Origin of the sequence: Methylobacterium aquaticum, from assembly GCF_001043915.1 — a bacterium.
Taxonomy (GTDB): Bacteria; Pseudomonadota; Alphaproteobacteria; order Rhizobiales; family Beijerinckiaceae; genus Methylobacterium; species Methylobacterium aquaticum.
In genome coordinates this window covers 1-17,500 of the sequence record NZ_LABX01000014.1, presented here as the reverse complement: position 1 = coordinate 17,500, position 17,500 = coordinate 1, and the positions used below count along the sequence as shown (strand labels likewise).

The window sequence follows — 17,500 nt, the reverse complement described above, 5'->3', positions numbered from 1 at the left end:
ACGGCCTTGACCTTGGTCTTGTCGCCTTTCGCGGCCTTCGCCTTGCCGGTGATCTTGCCCGTGATTTTGCCCGTGATCTTGGCACTCTCGGCCACGGGCGTGTCGAGGCGGCGGTCGGTCTCGGGCCGGCGAGCGGCCGGCTTCGGGGCGCGGGTCTCGTCGTCCATGGGTTACGCACCTCTCTGGTCGGACAGGATGGCCAGGACGCCGCGGGCCGGAATCTCGATCCAGTCCGGGCGGTTATTGGCCTCGTAGTCGATCTCGTAGAGCGCCTTCTGGAGCAGGCAGAGGCGCAGCAGCCGGTCGCGGGTGGCCGCATCGGTGACGTCGGCGCGACTGCCCCGCACGGTGGCGGCATAGGCGTCCAGGAAGGCGTCGCTCACCATCCGGCGCCAGGCGGCCACCGCGACCTTCGCCCGCTCGCCGGCCTCGGCGAAGCGCGCCGAGACTTCGCGGGTCACCGTCTCACCGCCATAGGCGAAGGAGCGCAGGATGCCCGCGACATCCCGCAATGGCGTCGACTTCGCCCGGCGCTCGGCCACCGGCCGGGACGGCTCGCCCTCGAAGTCGACGATGATGAGATCGTCCTGCGAGGCCAGCACCTGGCCGAGATGGTAGTCGCCGTGGATGCGGGTGCGGTGCGCGCCCTGCGGCGCCTCCCGGCTCAGGGCCGCCACCAAAGCCTCGATCTCCTCCTTGGCGGCGACGATCGCGGCGGCGGCCTCCTGGGCGCCGTCAGGCGCCGTGAAACCCAGAGCCCCGCAGGCCCGCCGGGCCTTCTCGGCCTGGCGCCGCGTGTCGGCGGCGAGCGCCGCCAGATCCTCCGCGGTGAACGCCTCGGCGGCGAAGGCCGGGTCGTCGGTCTCGATGGCGAGCGCCCGGTGCATCTCGGCGGTGCGCTGGCCGAGCAGGCCCGCCCAGCGCAGATGGGTGGCGAAGGTCTCCTCCGGCGCGTGCGCCTCGCTCTCAGGCACCAGCACGATCGCGTCGAGGTCCCGCCGCAGGTATTCGAGCATCAGCGTCCAGGCATCGCCCTGGTTGCGCACGAAAGCCTGGAGCAGGCCGAGCGCCGTCGTGGCGCCGTCCGGTCCGACATGCTCGATGACGCCGAGCAAAGCCGGGGTATTCTTGAAACCGGCCTCCTCGGTGAGGAAGCGGCCGACCTCGACCTCCGGATGGGTGCCGGGCTGGAGGCGGCGCAGGAGCTTCAGCATCGCCCGCGATCCGAAGGCGATCGAGGTGTTGCTCTGCTCCGCGGACAGACGGCGGATATCGGCCGGGTCGAGTTCCAGATCGGGATCGAAGGCCGAGGTCGCGGTGAAGCGGATGCGGCCCTTCTCGGACGCGATCTCCCGGTTGGTGCGGATTGCATCGACCATCGCCAGGGCGAAGTCGGTGGAGGAAGCGGCGCCGTAAAGGAGGCCCATCCGCGGCCCGCGGCGCACCCGGGCGACCGCGTGGTCCATCAGCGCCTCGTCCTCGCGGCCCTCGTCGACGGCGAGCGGGACGAAATACTCCTGGGTCTCGCCGTTGGCGAGCGAGACCGCGATGCGCGGCAGGAGGAAGCCGTTCGAGCCTTCGAGCCGCGGCAGAATCGCGCTGTCGACCACCTCGACCCCGCGGATGCGCGTGCCCTTGGCGCCGAACCAGCGCCGGGAGCCGATGAAGCGCGGCGCCACGGTGCGCTCGAAAGCCTGGCGCTCGCGGCCCTTGATCAGGGTCTCGACGCCGCCGGTCAGCACCAGCGTGAACAGTTCCGGCGCCTCCGGGCTCGGGCCCATCGTGCCGGCATTCGCGGTCGAGAGCGAGAACCAGTAGAAGCCGTAGGCCGGCATGGTGAGCAGGTACGGCAGGTCGCCGATCGGCGGGAACGAGGTGCCGCCGGTCAACTCCACCGGCACGGCCGTGCGCAGGTCGGACAGGTCGAGCTGCACCGCCTGCGGCGCCCGCGACAGGTTGGCGACGCAGAGCACCCGCTCGTTGTCGTGCTCGCGGATCCAGGCCAGCACCTTGCGGTTGTCCGGGTAGAGGAAGCGCAGGGCGCCCCGCCCGAGCGAGACGTGGTTGTTGCGGATCGCGATCATCCGCCGGGTCCAGTTGAGCAGGCTGGTCTGGGCGCGGGCCTGCGCCTCGACATTGACCGCGTCGAAGCCGTAGATCGGGTCCTGGATCGTCGGCAGGAACAGCCGGGCCGGGTCGGAGCGGGAGAAGCCGCCGTTGCGGTCCGGCGACCATTGCATCGGCGTGCGAACGCCGTCGCGGTCGCCGAGATAGATGTTGTCGCCCATGCCGATCTCGTCGCCGTAATACAGCACCGGGGTGCCGGGCATCGAGAGGACCAGGAACTTCATCAGCTCGATCTTGCGCCGGTCGTTCTCGAGCAAGGGCGCGAGGCGGCGGCGGATGCCGAGATTGATGCGGGCGCGCCGGTCGGCGGCGTAGAAGCTCCAGAGGTAGTCGCGCTCCTTGTCGGTCACCATCTCGAGCGTCAGCTCGTCATGGTTGCGCAGGAAGATCGCCCATTGGCAGCCATCCGGGATCTCCGGCGTCTGCCGCATGATGTCGGTGATCGGGTGCCGGTCCTCCTGCGCGATCGCCATGTACATCCGCGGCATCAGCGGGAAATGGAACGCCATGTGGCATTCGTCGCCGTCGCCGAAATACTGCGCGGTCTCCTCCGGCCACTGGTTCGCCTCGGCCAAGAGCATCCGGTCGGGATAGGATTCGTCGAGGGCGGCGCGGATCTTCTTGATGACCGTGTGGGTCTCAGGGAGATTTTCGCAATTGGTGCCGTCGCGCTCGATCAGGTAGGGGATCGCGTCGAGACGCAACCCGTCCACTCCCATGTCGAGCCAGTAGCGCATCACCTCGATCACCGCGTCCAGAACCTTCGGGTTGTCGAAGTTCAGGTCGGGCTGGTGCGAGTAGAAGCGGTGCCAGTAATACGCCTTGGCGACCGGATCCCAGGTCCAGTTCGACGCCTCGGTGTCGAGGAAGATGATGCGGGTGTCGGTGTACTTCTCGTCGGTGTCCGACCAGACGTAGAAGTTGCGCCACTCCGAATCCTTCGGGGCGTTGCGGGCCTGCTGGAACCACGGATGCTGGTCCGAGGTGTGGTTGATGACGAGTTCGGTGATGACCCGCAGGCCCCTGGCATGGGCCTCGTCCACGAAGGTGCGGAACTGGTCCATCGTGCCGTAGGACGGGTTGATGTCGCGGTAATCCGCGATGTCGTAGCCGTCGTCGCGCAGCGGCGAGGGATAAAACGGCATCAGCCAGATCGCCGTGACGCCGAGGTCCCGGATGTAGTCGAGCTTCGCGGTCAGGCCGTCGAAGTCGCCGATGCCGTCGTTGTTCGCGTCGAAGAAGGACTTGACGTGCACCTGGTAGATGATGGCGTCACGGTACCATTGCGGATCGGTGCGATCGATCATCGCGTCAGAGCCTCATTCGATCGGGTCGTGGCGCCGGGCTTGCGGCTGTCGCGGTGCTTCAAGCTCAACGCGGGGCGCCGGGGAGAGTTCGGGCGGGGAGAGTTCGGGACGATGTCACACCGTGGCGGCTTGCCGGCGCGGGCGGCCAGGCCACCCGCGCCGACGCGACCCGGCTAGGCTGCTCCGTGCTGCCACGCGCCGCCGGTGGCCGCAAGCCGGTCAGGGCGGCGAAGCCGCCAGATCACCACCGAGCGCTCTGCCGGATCGAGGGCGATGCGATGGGTCTTGCCGCGGAGTTCGAACGTGTAGCCGAGCAGCAGGTCCTCGACCTCGACCGCGCCGTCGTCCGGCAGCCCGAATTGCCACAAGGGCACCTCGTAGGTGCAGTCATGGCGGTTCCTCGGGTCGAGGTTGACCATGCAGAACACCGCGTTGTCGCCCGACGGCGTCATCCGCAGATAGGCCAGGATCTGGTCGTTCCAGGCCGGGGTGAAGACGACATTGCGAAAATCCCACAAAGCCGGATTCTCGCGCCGGATGCGGTTGAGCGCGATGATGTGGTCGCGGATGTTGCCGGGCCGGTAATAGTCCCAGGCTTTCAGCTCGTACTTCTCGGAGTCGAGGTACTCCTCCTTGCCGGGGACCGGGGCGGCGTCGCAGAGTTCGAAGCCGTTATAGATGCCGTAGACGCTCGACAGGGTCGCGGCCAGCGTCCCCCGGATGACAAAGCCCGGGCGTCCGCCGGTCTGGAGGAAGATCGGGTTGATGTCTGGCGTGTTGGCGAAGAAGTTCGGACGGTAATACTCGCCCATCTCGCCGGCCAGTTCCGTCGAGTAGGCGATCAGCTCGTCCTTGGTGTTGCGCCAGGTGAAGTAGGTGTAGCTCTGCTGGAAGCCGGCCTTGGCGAGCTTCTTCATCATCTTGGGCCGGGTGAACGCCTCGGCGAGGAACAGCACGTCGGGATAGCGGTCGTTGACGTCGCGGATCATCCAGTCCCAGAACGGGATCGGCTTGGTGTGCGGGTTGTCGACCCGGAAGATCTTCACCCCCAGTTCGACCCATCCGACGATGATATTGCGCAATTCGACCCACAGCGACGGGAACGCGCCCTCGCGATAGAAATCGACGTTGACGATGTCCTCGTACTTCTTCGGCGGGTTCTCGGCGAACTTGATCGTGCCGTCGGGCCGCCAGTCGAACCATTCCGGATGCCGCTTGATCCAGGGATGGTCCGGCGAGCACTGGATCGCGAAGTCGAGGGCGACTTCCATGCCGTGGGCGTGGCTCGCGGCGACGAGGCGGCGGAAATCGTCGAGGGTGCCGAGGTCGGGATGCACCGCCTCGTGGCCGCCCTCCTCGGCCCCGACCGCGTAGACCGAGCCGACATCGCCCTCTTGCGCCTTCAGCGAGTTGTTCTTGCCCTTGCGGTTGATGCGGCCGATCGGGTGGATCGGCGTGAAATAGAGCACGTCGAAGCCGAGTTCGCGGATCTCCGGGAGCCGGGCGATCACGTCGTCGAAGGTGCCGTGGCGGTTCGGGTCGCCGGATTGCGAACGCGGAAAAATCTCGTACCAGGCCGAGAACCGGGCGGCGAGCCGGTCGGCCACCACCTCCAGCACCACCGGATAGCGCGAGAGGTTCACCCGCTCGGAATGTCGATGGATCAGAGCGGTGTGCTCCAGCAGGCGGTGGAGCTGGGCATCCGATCCGGGCGCGTCGGCCTCCAGGGCCGAGACAAGGGCGTTCAGAGCCGCGCCGTCGCTCCCCTCGGCGAGGGAGGCGGCGCGCTTGACGAGGCCGACGCCCTCCTGCGTCTCGAGATGCACGGCGATGCCGGCGTTGCGCTTCTTCTCCAGGCCCCGCAGCCAGGACGAGAAATCGTCGCGCCACGCCTCGACGGTGTATTCGTAGCGGGCGTTGCGGGTGAGCGGGAAATGGCCGTGCCAGCGGTCGTTGTCGACGAACAGCATCGGGTCGCGGCGCCACTCGGTCTCGCCGGCGAGCCGCGACAGCACCGCGGCGTTGATGACGTCGTGCCCGTCGGTGAAGATGTCGGCCTCGACATGGACCTGGTCGCCGACGACGCGCTTGATCGCCGAGCGGCCGCCATCGATCTCCGGGCTCACCGCCTCGATGACGACGCGGCCGGCCCCGTCCGGGGTGGTGCGGCGGGGACGGCGCAGGGCGGCGATGCGGCGGGCGGCCAGGATGCGGACCACGCGGGGCTCCAGGCCGATCGGCTGGTCGGCCCGGAACACCAGGGGCGCCGCCTCGGGCGTCAGATCCTGGAACGGGCCGAACTCGCCGCCGGTGCCGGCAATGAGCGACGCCGGATCGACCGCGACCGGCCGGCTCGTCGGGTTGTACAGCACGATGACGGCGTTCTCGGCCGAGCCGGGATGGCCGGTATCGATCCGGATCAGCGCCACGTAAGGTGCGTCCGGTGCCGAGAGGCGCCATTGCGCCCCCTCGACATTGGCCGCCGGCAGATCGGCCCGCAGGCGGTTGATGGCGGCGATAAAGCCCGAGATGTCGATGCCGGTCTGGTGCTCGCGGCTCTCCGGCGTCGTCTCGACCACGTGGAGCGGCTTGGCATAGCCCCATTCATAGCCGATCGGCATCAGCACGCCGGCGGAGAAGAAGGCGGACAGCGCGTAGCGGCTCTTGAGTTCCGCCGCCACCGCTTCCGGCCCGCCTTCCAGCGAGGCCGCGAGGCGCGGCATGTCGTGGTTCTCGGGAAAGGCGATCGAGGGCGCCAGGATGCGCAGGCGCTCGTACTGCTCCAGGGCCCAGGGCGCCTTCAGGTCCCACCAGGCAAAGGAGTTGAACAGGTAGTCGAACCCGGCTTCCGCCGTCGCCCGCGCCTCCTCGAAGGTGCATCCGAGGGTCTCGGCGGCGAAGAGCGCGGCGTGGTCGCGCTCCTTGGCGGCGCCGATCAGGCTGCGCCACACGTCCGGCGGCACCTTGTAGGCGGCATCGCACCGGAACCCGGCGACGCCCAATGCCTGGAGCCGGGCGATGTAGCCGTTCCACAGCTCGGTCAGCGCCGTGCGCGGGCCGGAGGCGACGTAGTCGAACTCGGCGAGGTCGCCCCAGACGGTGATCTTCGAGGGATCGTCGGGATCGACCGCGTGCGGGCTCACCGGCGCGCCGGAGGCGTCGCGCACGAACAGGTCCGGACGCTCATGCGCGAGCCTGCCGTCATTGGCGGCGTGGTTCACCACCAGATCGGTCATGATCTTCAGGCCGTGCCCGGCGGCGGCCTCGCAGAAGCGGCGGATCTGCTCGTCGTCCGGCGTGCCGTCGAGGTCGCGCAGGCGCTCGTCGAGGCGATCGGTATCGGCAACCGCGTAGAGCGAGCGCGAGCCGCCGGCCTGATGGAACGGGTTGAGGTAGACCCAGTCGAAGCCGAGTTCGGCGATGCGGGGCAGTTCGGCGGTCCAGGCCGAGACCCGCCCGACCAGGAGGGGGAACAAGTTGTAGATCCGCGGTCCGGCCGCCAGCGGCGCCAGGGTGGCCGGCAGCGGCGTCACCTCGCGGGTGCGCTTCGCCGGCTGGGTGCTGGTGCGGGGTACGTTCATCGGCCCGGTCCTGCCTGCTCGTTCTCGTCCAACAGGCGCGGGACCTTGGAGCCCCGCGCCGGGGTCTCAACTGGCGGAGTGGCGCAGAACCGCCAGGGGGAGGCGTGCGAAGAGTCGCTCGACCGGCAGCCGATCGCCCTCCGCCCGCACCGTGTCGCCGGTCACCAGATCGCGCCAGACGCTGCCCGCCGGGACCGGCAGGGTCGTACCGGCAAAGGCGCCCGCGAGGCGCAAGCCGTCCTCCGCGGCGACACGGCGGGGCACCGCCACCAGCAGGTCGCCGGCCTCGGATCCCACGGTCGCATCCTGGCGCAGGAAGGCGACGACACGGTCTGCCCCCGGCCCCTCGGCCACGACCGGGGTGTAATCGGCCTCGGCGTAGAAGCCGGGATGCGCCGCGCGGTCGGCGAGCAATCGGGCCAGCACCGCCTGCTTGATCCGCCCGTCCGGCCAGGAGGCGAGCAGGTCGTCGAGCGCCACCTCCTGCCCGAGGGCCGCCTCGCGCTCGGCATAGTCCACCGGGCGGCGGTTGTCGGGATCGACGAAGGAGAAGTCCCAGAACTCCGTGCCCTGGTAGATGTCGGGCAGGCCCGGCAGGGTGCATTTCAGCGCCGAGCGGGCGAGGCCCGTCACCATGCCGGCCCGTGCCAGCCTCTCGGCGAAGGGCCGGAACTCACGCAAGAACTCCGAGCCCGGCGCCACCAGGGCGTCGAACAGCCTCGCGACCGCCCCCTCGTAGGCCTCGTCGACATTGACCCAGCTCGACCGGCGCTTGCCCTCGCGCATCGCCTTCTCGGCATAGGCGCCGAGCCGCTGGCGAAAGACCTCGACGTCCTTGGCATTCGGCTCTGCCGTCAGCAGTTCCAGCGGCCAGGCACCCAGGATGGCTTGCAGGACCATCCACTGGTCGTTGGCGTCCGGCGCCGCCTCGCCTTCGACCTCCGACAGGTGCGGCGCGACGATCCGGCCCCACTGGGCCCAGGCCGCAGCCCACTCGTCCGGCATCTCCGAGAGGGCGAGGAGCCGCGTGCGGGCATCCTCGCCGCGCTTGGTGTCGTGGGTGGCCGTGGTGATCATCGCATTCGGCCAGTCGCGGGCGCGGGCGGCCTGGAGCGCGTGGAAATGCTCCGCCGTGACCCCGTACTCGCCCGGATCGCCTCCGACCTCGTTGAGCGCCAGAAGCTCCACGAAGCGGTAGAACAGGGTGTCCTCCAGGCTCTTGGCCATGACCGGGCCGGTGAGCTGCTGGAAGCGGCGGCGGAAGCGGCGCACCACCTCGGGGTCGGGCCGCCCCGCCCCCTCGGTGTCGAGGCGCGCGAGCAGGACCTGTTCGACGAAGTCGTGCACCGAGCGGTCGGGCAGGCGGGACCGGCGCCTGGCCTTGCGCACCGTGTCGCCGATGAGCTTCAGGTCTTCCGGCTCGATCTCGCCCTCGTCGAGCTCCTGGGGCAGGTAGCTGCGATAGACCGGGAAGCGGGCGATGATCTCGGACAGGGCCTGGCGCAGGGCATTGACCGAGAAGTCGCGGGTGCGCCGGTCGGCATCGGCCACCTGCTTGAGGTCCGAGGTGAGCACCTCCAGCTCGCTGGCGAAGCTGGTCTCCAGAATCTCGCCCTTCACGTTGCGCAGGAGCCAAGCATAGGCTTCGTCCATGCCGGTCGCTCCGGCATAGAGCCTGGCCACCGCCTCGCGCTTCTCCTGGTCGACGAACAGGCCGTCGATCTGGTTGAGCACGTCGTAGCCGGTGGTGCCGGCGATCGGCCAGGGGCGTAAGCGCTCGCCGGGCTCAAGGATCTTTTCGACCACGATGTAGAAGCCGGGTCCGAGCGCCGCCTGGAGCGCGCGGGCATAGCCCGCGGGATCGGCGAGGCCATCGATGTGATCGATGCGCAACCCGTCGATCCGCCCGTCGCGGATCTGCCGGAACAGCATCGCGTGGGCGCCCTCGAACACCCGCCGGTCCTCGACCTTGAGCCCGGCGAGCGAGTTCACGTCGAAGAAGCGGCGGTAGTTGATGTCGCTCGCCGCGACCCGCCAATGGGCGAGGCGGTAGGCTTGCGCCTCCAGGATGCGGTGGAGCGCCCCGACGCTGTCGGGATGGCCCTTGAAGCCGTTGAGGAGGGTTACCGCCCGGTCGATCGCGGATGTCAGGTCACGTGAGCCCGACACCGCATCGGCGAGGCGCCGCTTCAGCCCCTCCGCCTCCTCCGGGAAGGAGGCCATGCGCTCGGTATTGGTCTCGTCGGCCATCCGGCGCAGACGCTCGGAAATCGACAGAACGTCCGCCGAAGCCTCGTCGCCCACCTCCGGGAGCGCCGCCAGCGCCCGGTCGAGGATGATCGGATAGGTCAGCGGGTTGATGGGGAAGCGGTGCTCGAAGTGCCAGACGCTGAAGCCGCCCTCCTCCGCGTCGAAGGCGAGCTTGAGGTCACCCTTCTCCAGGGCCTCGCCGTAGCGGTCGCCGAGGAAGGGCACGACGAGCTTGTTGCGGGCTCCTAACCGGCCCCAATCGATGTCGAAGGCGTCGGCCGCCGGGGACAGGGCGCCCCATTCGAGCACCGAGAGCCACCACGGATTGTCGGCGCCGCCAACGCCCATGTGGTTGGGCACGATATCGAGCAGAAGCTTGAGGCCGTGGCGTCTCAGCGTGTCGCTGAAGCGGATGAACGCCTCCTCGCCGCCGAGTTCCGGGTTGATCGCGCGGTGGTCGACGATGTCGTAGCCGTGCATCGAGCCCGGCCGCGCCTTGTGGATCGGCGAGGCATAGACGTGGCTGATGCCGAGCTTGGCGAGATAGGGGACGATCCTCGCCGCATGGTCGAAGGTGAAGTCCTTGTGGAATTGCAGCCGGTAGGTCGCCCGTGGCGGCGGCGAGGCGAGGCGCGCGGCGCCCGAGCGCGGCCCGCGCTCCTCCGTCGAAAACGAGGCGGCGAGCTTGGCGAGGGGCCCGCCGGGCGCCGCGATCGCGTCGAGGTCGCGGTCGAGCTTGCGGCGCCAGTTCGGGTAGCCCTCGGTGACGCCGGGCATGTTGGCCTGGCTCACCTCGCCGAGGATGTCTTCGTATTGCACCGCGGTCAGCACCGACGGGGCGCGGGCGAGGAAGCGCACCGCCGCGTCGAAGGGCGGCTGATCCGGCACCTCGGCCGTCGGGATCAGGCCCTCCTGGTCGAGGGCTTCCGCAAGGCGCCGGCGCTCGTGGACCCGCTCGCCGCGCTCGGCCCCGGCCCGCTCGGCATCGTAGAGGCCGAGAGACTGGCGCAGTTCGGTATCGACACCGCGCCACCAGCCGATGAAGGTCGGCAGGTCGTGGGTGGTGATGGCGCAGAGCGCGTCGCGCGGATAGTCGGCCGGGCGCTTGAACGCTCCATGCTCGCCCCGCTCGAACGACAGGATGCGGTAGCTCAGGATGCCGGCCTGCATCAGCGCGTCGGAGAAGCCGGACGGCGCGGTGCCGAGATCCTCGGCGATGACGAGGCACTTCGCCCGGTGGCTCTCCAGGCGCAGAACCGCCAGCATCGCCTCGAACGGCATCGCCACATAGGCGCCGCCCCTGGCGCCCTGCCCGACCGGGATCAGGAACAGCCGGGCGAGCTGGAAGGCGTGGTCGATGCGGATCGCGCCGGCATGGCGCATGTTGGCCTGGACCAGGGCCCGGAACGCCGCCAGACCGTCGCGCTCCAGTTCCAGGGGATCGAAGGGCGGCAGGCCCCAATCCTGGCCCTGCGGGGCCAGGATGTCCGGCGGCGCGCCGATCGACAGCCCGGCGGCGAAACGCTCCGGATGCGACCAGATCTCCGAGCCGCCCCGATCGGCGCCGACCGCGAGGTCGCGGTAGAGCCCGAGCCGCATGCCCGAGGCGAGCGCCTGCGCGGCTGCAGCGGCGAATTGCCGGTCGGCGAGGAATTGCAGCCAGGCGTGATAGGACACGCGCTCGTGATGCTCGGCCGCGAAGGCCCTGACCTCCGGCGTGCCGTTGCGGCGGTACGCCTCGGGCCAGTCTCCGAGCCAGTGCGCGCCCGTCCTCGACCAATGCTCGGCCAGGGCCTCGAAGGTGGCGTGAGCCTCGAGGTTCTCACCGCCGGCGGCGCGGAACACCAAGAACTCCGTATCCCGCCCGGCCCGGGCCGGGGAATCCTGCCACAGGGCTTCGAGCACGGGGCTCAAGGTCTGCCAGACGCCGGCATGGTCGACGAGGGACGCATCGCGCAGGCGATCGATCTCGGCGGCGGCGTCCCTCAGCAGCCCCTCGGCCCGGCTGCCGGCGAGGCCCGGCAGCGCCGTCGGATCGATGAACAGCGTTTCGAGGAACAGGCGCGAGGACGGCGAATAGGGCGAGACCTTCTGCCGGTCGGTCGAGAACAGGGCGTGGACCGGGCTCAAGCCCAAGAACGCCGCCCCCTTGGCGCCGGCATCCGCCGCGGCCCGGCCGGCATCGGCATAGGTGCCGATGCCAAGGTTCTCCTTGGAGCGCAGGCCGTAGAGTTGCGCGGCGAGGCCCCAGTCGCGGGCGCCCTCGTCGCCCAGCGCCCGCGGGCGCCAGCAGCGCTGCGGCGCGGCGATCACCGTGGCCTCGGCGCGGGTCTCGCCGAGCGTCACGGTGAGGCGGTGATAGCCGGGGGTGAGCGGCGGCAGCTCGATTGCGGCGGTCTCCGGGGCCAGCGCCACGCGCCCGTCACGGGCCGCGCCGCGCTCGTCGACGATCCGCCAGCTCAGCGTGCCCGACCGCGTCCCCGCCCGGACCGGCACCCGCGCGGCGCGCCGCGCCTCGACCGGCACCAGGGGCGGCACCAGGCCGTGGCGCAGCGCGTGGATGCGGGCAAGGCTCGCCCGGGCCTCCTCGTCGGTCCCCGCCGGCAGGCCGAGGGCGGCGAGCAGCCCCTGGCGCACCGAGAGCGGGGTCTCGACGCGCTGGCCGAAGGCGTCGGTGTAGTCTGCGGCGATGCCCGCCTCATCGGCGAGCCGCGCGACGACATCCTCGGTCACGGCCATCTCACACCACCTCTGTCACGAAGACGCCCGACCAGGCGGGCAGGATCAGGGCGCCGTCCTCGTCCTGCGAGACGGCGGGCGAGCGCCAGACGATGCGGCCGGAGAGCGGCCCCGGCTCGTAGGGCTGGCTGCCGAAGGCCGCGACGAAGCGCAAGGTGCCTCCGGCGAAGGACCAGGTCACATCGATCACGTCGGGCCGTGGGAGCGCGTACCGTCCGCCCTGCCAGGCGGTCTTGGTCAGCGGCACGATCTCGCGCTGGCGCAGGTGGAGCAGCGCGGTGGTGTCGGCCAGGACCTCGCGGTGCGGCGAGCGCTCCCGCTCGGCCCAGTCGAGCGTCGAGCGCCGGAACGTCGCCTCGGCGGTGGGATCGGGAATGGTCTTGGCCGTCTCCTCGTCGGCGAAGGCCGAAAAGCTCTTGAACTCGCGCCGCCGCCCGTCGCGCACCGCCTTGTTCAGCGCCTCGTCGGGAGCGAAGTCGACGAAGAACAGGAATGGCGTCGAGGCCGACCATTCCTCGCCCATCCACAGCATCGGGATCTGCGGGCTGAGCAGCAGGCCGGCCCGGGCGAGCGCCAGCTTCCCGGGATCGGCGAGATGGCTCAGCCGCTCGCCGAGCGCCCGGTTGCCGACCTGGTCGTGGTTCTGGAGGAAGGTGATGAAGGCCGAGGGCGGCAGGTGGCCGGACGGCTCGCCGCGGGGGTGATCGTCGAGAGTCTTGAACGGCTCGCCCTGATAGGCGAAGCCCTCCGCCAGGCTGCGGGCGAGATGCGCCGCCGGCCGGTCCGAAAAGCTCTCGTAATAGCCGGCCTCCTCGCCCGTCAGCAGGATGTGCCAGCCGTGATGGGTGTCGTCGGCCCATTGGGCGCTGTGCAGGATCGGCTGACCCGCGCGATCGCGCTCCAGCCAGCGGGCCTGGTTGGCCTCGTTCTCCAGCATCAGGTGGATCGGGCGATCGGGATGCGCGGCGCGGATCCGCTCGGCCAGCTCGGCCAGGACGTGCTTTTCGGAATCGTCCTGGATCGCGTGGACGGCGTCGAAGCGCAGCCCGTCGATGTGGAATTCCTCCAGCCAGTACAGCGCATTGTGGACGAAATAGTCCCGCACCGTCCTGCCGCTGGTCTTGCCGTCGAAGTTGATGCCGGCACCCCACGGCGTCGGGTGGCGCTCGGTGAAGAAGGTCTTGGCGTAGGCGTGGAGATAGTTCCCGGCCGGGCCGAAATGGTTGTAGACCACGTCGAGGAAGACCATCAGGCCGAGGCCGTGCGCGCGGTCGACGAGGCGCCGCAGGTCGTCCGGCGTGCCGTAGGCCGAATCCGGCGCATAGGGCAGCACGCCGTCATAGCCCCAGTTGCGGATGCCCTTGAAATCGGCGAGCGGCAGAAGCTCGATCGCCGTGACGCCAAGGTCGCGCAGCGCCTCCAGCTTCCGGCTGAGAGCCGCATAGGTGCCCTCCGGCGTCGCCGTGCCGACATGGCACTCGTAGATCACCGTCTCCTCGAACGGGCGCCCGGCCCAGGCGCCATCGGTCCAGGCGAAGGCTGCGGGATCGATCACCTCGGACAGGCCCGACACGTCCTCCGGCTGGAAGCGCGAGGCGGGATCGGGCACCACGAGGTCGCCGTCGATCCGGTAGCCGTAGCGGGCCCCGGCGCCAAGGCCCGGCACGGTCAGGCGGCGCCAGCCCTCGCCTTGGTCCTCCAGGGGATGCTCGGGCCCGTCGAGCACCAGGGCGACGCGCGTCGCCGTCGGCGCCCAGAGGGCGAAGCGCACGCCCTCTGGTCCGATCTCCGCACCGAATGGCATGCTGTGGGTGCGCCGCATCGGGCCACCATCCTTCGAAAGCAAGAGTGCGCGGGTGGCGTGGGGCGCCGCTCAGGAAATTCGGTCGAGCTAGGCAGGTTCCCCGGGACGATTCCGCATCGCAAAACCGGATCGCAAAAACGCCGTCTCGCCGGGCCGGAGTTTAGGCAGCCCTCTCCAACAGCCATGGCCCGGTCGGCAGGGACCGGGGTTGGATGCTCGCAAAGATGCAGGAACGGCCGACGCGGACCCGCCGCGATCGGTCAGAACGCCCAGGCCAAGGTCGCCGCGAAGGCCACCGCGACGGCGCAGCCGGTCGCCGTCATCGCCATCGAGCCGGCCATGATGGGACCCGCCATGATGGACCTTGCCCCGCGCCCGAACCCGACGGGCGCCGCCGCGACCTCGTCCTCCGCGAAGCCGAAGGCCAGGCCGGCCGCCCGCTCGGCGCGGGCGAGGGAGAGATGGCGGGCGTGGCGGTGGACGGCCTTCATCGTCGGAACGCTCCTGCGGCACGCACCTCCCGTCCGGCGTCGGGGGCGGCTGTCCGCTCAACGGGCGGTAGCGGCCGCGGTTCCGGGGGGCATCGCGCGCGTCACCGAGCTTTAAGGGAATTTGTTTACGACTCGGTGACTCTGGTACGGGTTCTGCTGCACGGCGATTCCGCGCCGCCCGGCCATGCCCGTTCGCCACACCCCGATGCCGCACGAAGGCTCTTTTTGTTCCGCGTTTGTTCCGGTATAGGGAAAGGATGACCTCGAATGCTGCCAGAGCCCTTCCCCCACCGCGAGGCCGTCGCGTGAGCGAGGCCGCACGAGATCTGTTCGGGCCGGGGGGCAAGCCTCCGGCCGATCCGTCGAAACCGCCGGCCGAGCCGCCGAAGCGGTTGAAGCCCGTCGCCCTTCCGCCGCAAGCGGAGACGGCGGAAGCGGGATACGACGCCTCGGCGATCGAGGTGCTGGAGGGCTTGGAGCCGGTACGGCGCCGGCCCGGCATGTATATCGGCGGCACCGACGAGAAGGCGTTGCACCACCTCTTCGCCGAGGTGATCGACAACTCGATGGACGAGGCGGTGGCGGGCCATGCCACCTTCATCGAGGTCGAGCTGGAGGAGAATGGCTGCCTCGTCGTGACCGATAACGGCCGCGGCATCCCGGTCGATCCGCATCCGAAATTCCCCGGCAAGTCGGCGCTCGAGGTCATCATGACCACGCTGCATGCGGGCGGAAAGTTCGATTCGAAGGTCTACGAGACCTCCGGCGGCCTGCACGGCGTCGGCATCTCGGTGGTGAACGCCCTCTCGGACCTGCTCGAGGTCGAGGTCGCCCGCAATCAGACCCTCTACCGGCAGACCTTCTCCCGCGGCCACGCGCAGGGGCCGATCGAGACGATCGGTCGGGTCCAGAACCGGCGCGGCACCAAGGTGCGGTTCCATCCCGACGCCGAGATCTTCGGCGAGCACCGCTTCGATCCGCGCCGCCTGTTCAAGATGGCGCGCTCGAAAGCCTATCTGTTCGGCGGCGTCGAGATCCGCTGGCGCTGCGCCCCTGCCCTGCTGGAGGGCATCGAGACCGTGCCGGCGGAGGCCGTGCACCGTTTCCCGGCCGGCCTGAAGGACTATCTCGCCCGCGAGATCGACGGCAAGGAACTGGTCGCCGACGGGGTCTTCTCCGGCAAGATCACCAAGCCCGGCAGCCACGGCTCGCTCGAATGGGCGATGGCCTGGCTGTCGAACGACGACGGCTTCTCCTCGTCCTACTGCAACACCATCCCGACGCCGGAGGGCGGCACCCACGAGAGCGGGATGCGGGTGGCGCTGCTGCGGGCGCTGCGCGACCACGCCGAGCGGGTCGGCCAGGTCAAGCGGATGGCCTCGGTCACCGCCGAGGACGTGATGGCGACCTGCGCGGCGATGCTGTCGGTCTTCATCCGCGAGCCCGAGTTCCAGGGCCAGACCAAGGACAAGCTGGCGACGCTGGAGGCGTCCCGCATCGTCGAGGCGGCAATCCGCGACGCCTTCGACCACTGGCTCGCCGCTTCCCCGGCCCAGGCCAACAAGCTGCTCGACTGGGTGATCGACCGGGCCGAGGAGCGCCTGCGCCGGCGCCAGGAGAAGGAGGTCGCGCGCAAGACCGCGACCCGCAAGCTGCGCCTGCCGGGCAAGCTCGCCGATTGCTCGAAGGCCGGGGCCGCCGGCTCGGAGATCTTCATCGTCGAGGGCGACTCGGCCGGCGGCTCGGCCAAGCAGGCGCGCGACCGCGCCACCCAGGCGATCCTGCCTCTCCGGGGCAAGATCCTCAACGTCGCCTCGGCGAGCCGGGACAAGCTCGGGGCGAACCAGCTCCTCTCCGACCTGATCCTGGCGCTCGGCTGCGGCATCGGCAACCAGTACCGGCACGACGACCTTCGCTACGAGAAGGTCATCATCATGACCGACGCCGACGTCGACGGCGCCCACATCGCCTCGCTCCTGATCACCTTCTTCTACCGGCAGATGCCGAAGCTGATCGAGGAAGGGCATCTTTATCTGGCAGTCCCTCCCCTGTACCGGCTGACGCAGGGCGCCAAGAGCGCCTATGCCCGGGACGACCGGCACAAGGAACAGCTGCTGAAGACCACCTTCAAGTCGGGCAAGGTCGAAATCGGACGCTTCAAGGGCCTCGGCGAGATGATGCCCGGCCAGCTCAAGGAGACCACCATGGACCCCAAGAAGCGCACGCTCCTGCGGGTCGAGGTGGTGGAGGAGGCGCGCGACGCCACCGGCGACACGGTCGAGCGGCTGATGGGCAACAAGCCCGAGGCCCGCTTCGCCTTCATCTCCGAACGGGCAGCCTTCGCCGACGAGATCGAACTCGACATCTAAGCAGATTTCGCGAAAATGGTTGCCGGTTTTGCGACGAAAATCTGCGACAAAACAAGAATCTAGGCGGACGAAGCGTTGGCCTGCCAACGCAAGTCTGCTTAGTTCCAGCGGCCCAGGATGCTGAGGCATCGATACGATCTCGGGCAGACCCGAGGGCATCGATACGATCTCGGGCAGACCCGAGATCGGAGGAGCCGTTGACCGGCCTCGCATGATCGAGGCCAAGCCCCAACATCCGAGACCTTGAGCTTGACGACGATGCGAGAACGGAACCGTCCGGCCCCGGACCGCACCACGAGAAAGGCCCGGCCGCTCCCGCGACCGGGCCTTTTTCGTCGCGACACGGAGCGTCGGCGCTGCCGCCCTCCCCGCACAATGCGAAAAGCCCGGCCGTGAGGCCGGGCTCCGCTCCGTCGGGGTGACGGACAGTGGCGACTAGAAGCCGTTGAACTTGTAGTTCAGGCCGGCGCGGACCACCGCGAACTCGGTGTCGCGACGGTTCAGGCCGCTGATCACGGCCACGCCCGGCGAGGCCGTGGTGACCAGGGTGCCGGCATTGTTGACGGCGAAGGCGCCGCCCAGACCACCGCGGTCCATGTTCACGTACAGACCTTCGACCTTCACGGTCACGGCGTTCGACCGGAAGAAGTTCAGGAACGAGTCGGTGGGCAGAGCGTACTCGACGCCGCCGCCGACGGTCCAGCCGGTCTGGAAGTCGTCGGAGGAGCGGTTCGGCAGGCCGAAATCGCGACCGCCGCCGGCGCCGTAGGCGAAACCGCCGGTGGCGTAGACGAGGGTGCGGTCGAAGGCATAGCCGAGGCGGCCGCGGACG

7 protein-coding genes are annotated in these 17,500 nt (G+C 69.5%); 1 reads left to right on the top strand and 6 read right to left on the bottom strand.

Going from position 1 to position 17,500, the window contains the following annotated elements:
• Window positions 1-170: 170 nt before the first annotated feature.
• From treS to VP06_RS01785, 5 genes are all read right to left on the bottom strand, one after another.
• On the bottom strand, window positions 171-3,434 hold the full coding sequence (gene treS, locus VP06_RS01805) for a maltose alpha-D-glucosyltransferase (RefSeq protein ID WP_048462124.1): 3,264 nt from the start codon (window positions 3,432-3,434) through the stop codon (window positions 171-173).
• A 173-nt stretch (window positions 3,435-3,607) separates the two neighbouring features.
• Window positions 3,608-7,015, bottom strand: coding sequence for a maltotransferase domain-containing protein (locus VP06_RS01800; protein WP_048462123.1), 3,408 nt, complete (start codon window positions 7,013-7,015; stop codon window positions 3,608-3,610).
• Between the two features lie 66 nt (window positions 7,016-7,081).
• Window positions 7,082-12,004, bottom strand: a complete 4,923-nt coding sequence (locus VP06_RS01795) for a malto-oligosyltrehalose synthase (RefSeq protein ID WP_048462122.1) — start codon at window positions 12,002-12,004, stop codon at window positions 7,082-7,084.
• Between the two features lies 1 nt (window position 12,005).
• Window positions 12,006-13,826 (bottom strand): malto-oligosyltrehalose trehalohydrolase, encoded by a 1,821-nt coding sequence (treZ, locus tag VP06_RS01790; protein WP_048462121.1) that lies wholly within the window; start codon window positions 13,824-13,826, stop codon window positions 12,006-12,008.
• 242 nt (window positions 13,827-14,068) lie between these two features.
• Window positions 14,069-14,299, bottom strand: a complete 231-nt coding sequence (locus tag VP06_RS01785; protein ID WP_048462120.1) for a hypothetical protein — start codon at window positions 14,297-14,299, stop codon at window positions 14,069-14,071.
• 305 nt (window positions 14,300-14,604) lie between these two features.
• Between VP06_RS01785 and parE the strand changes: the two genes are divergently transcribed.
• Window positions 14,605-16,668, top strand: a complete 2,064-nt coding sequence (parE, locus tag VP06_RS01780; protein WP_048462119.1) for a DNA topoisomerase IV subunit B — start codon at window positions 14,605-14,607, stop codon at window positions 16,666-16,668.
• A 435-nt stretch (window positions 16,669-17,103) separates the two neighbouring features.
• On the opposite strand, the gene VP06_RS01775 is transcribed toward parE, so the two are convergent.
• Window positions 17,104-17,500 (bottom strand): outer membrane protein (locus VP06_RS01775; protein ID WP_048462118.1); only part of this gene is annotated, 397 nt, incomplete at its 5' end.

Bases quoted from the DNA above. Each gene is read 5' to 3' on its own strand.
- treS (WP_048462124.1), bottom strand. From the start codon at position 3,434: ATGATCGATCGCACCGATCCGCAATGGTACCGTGACGCCATCATCTAC.
- VP06_RS01795 (WP_048462122.1), bottom strand. From the start codon at position 12,004: ATGGCCGTGACCGAGGATGTCGTCGCGCGGCTCGCCGATGAGGCGGGC.
- VP06_RS01800 (WP_048462123.1), bottom strand. From the start codon at position 7,015: ATGAACGTACCCCGCACCAGCACCCAGCCGGCGAAGCGCACCCGCGAG.
- VP06_RS01785 (WP_048462120.1), bottom strand. From the start codon at position 14,299: ATGAAGGCCGTCCACCGCCACGCCCGCCATCTCTCCCTCGCCCGCGCC.
- treZ (WP_048462121.1), bottom strand. From the start codon at position 13,826: ATGCGGCGCACCCACAGCATGCCATTCGGTGCGGAGATCGGACCAGAG.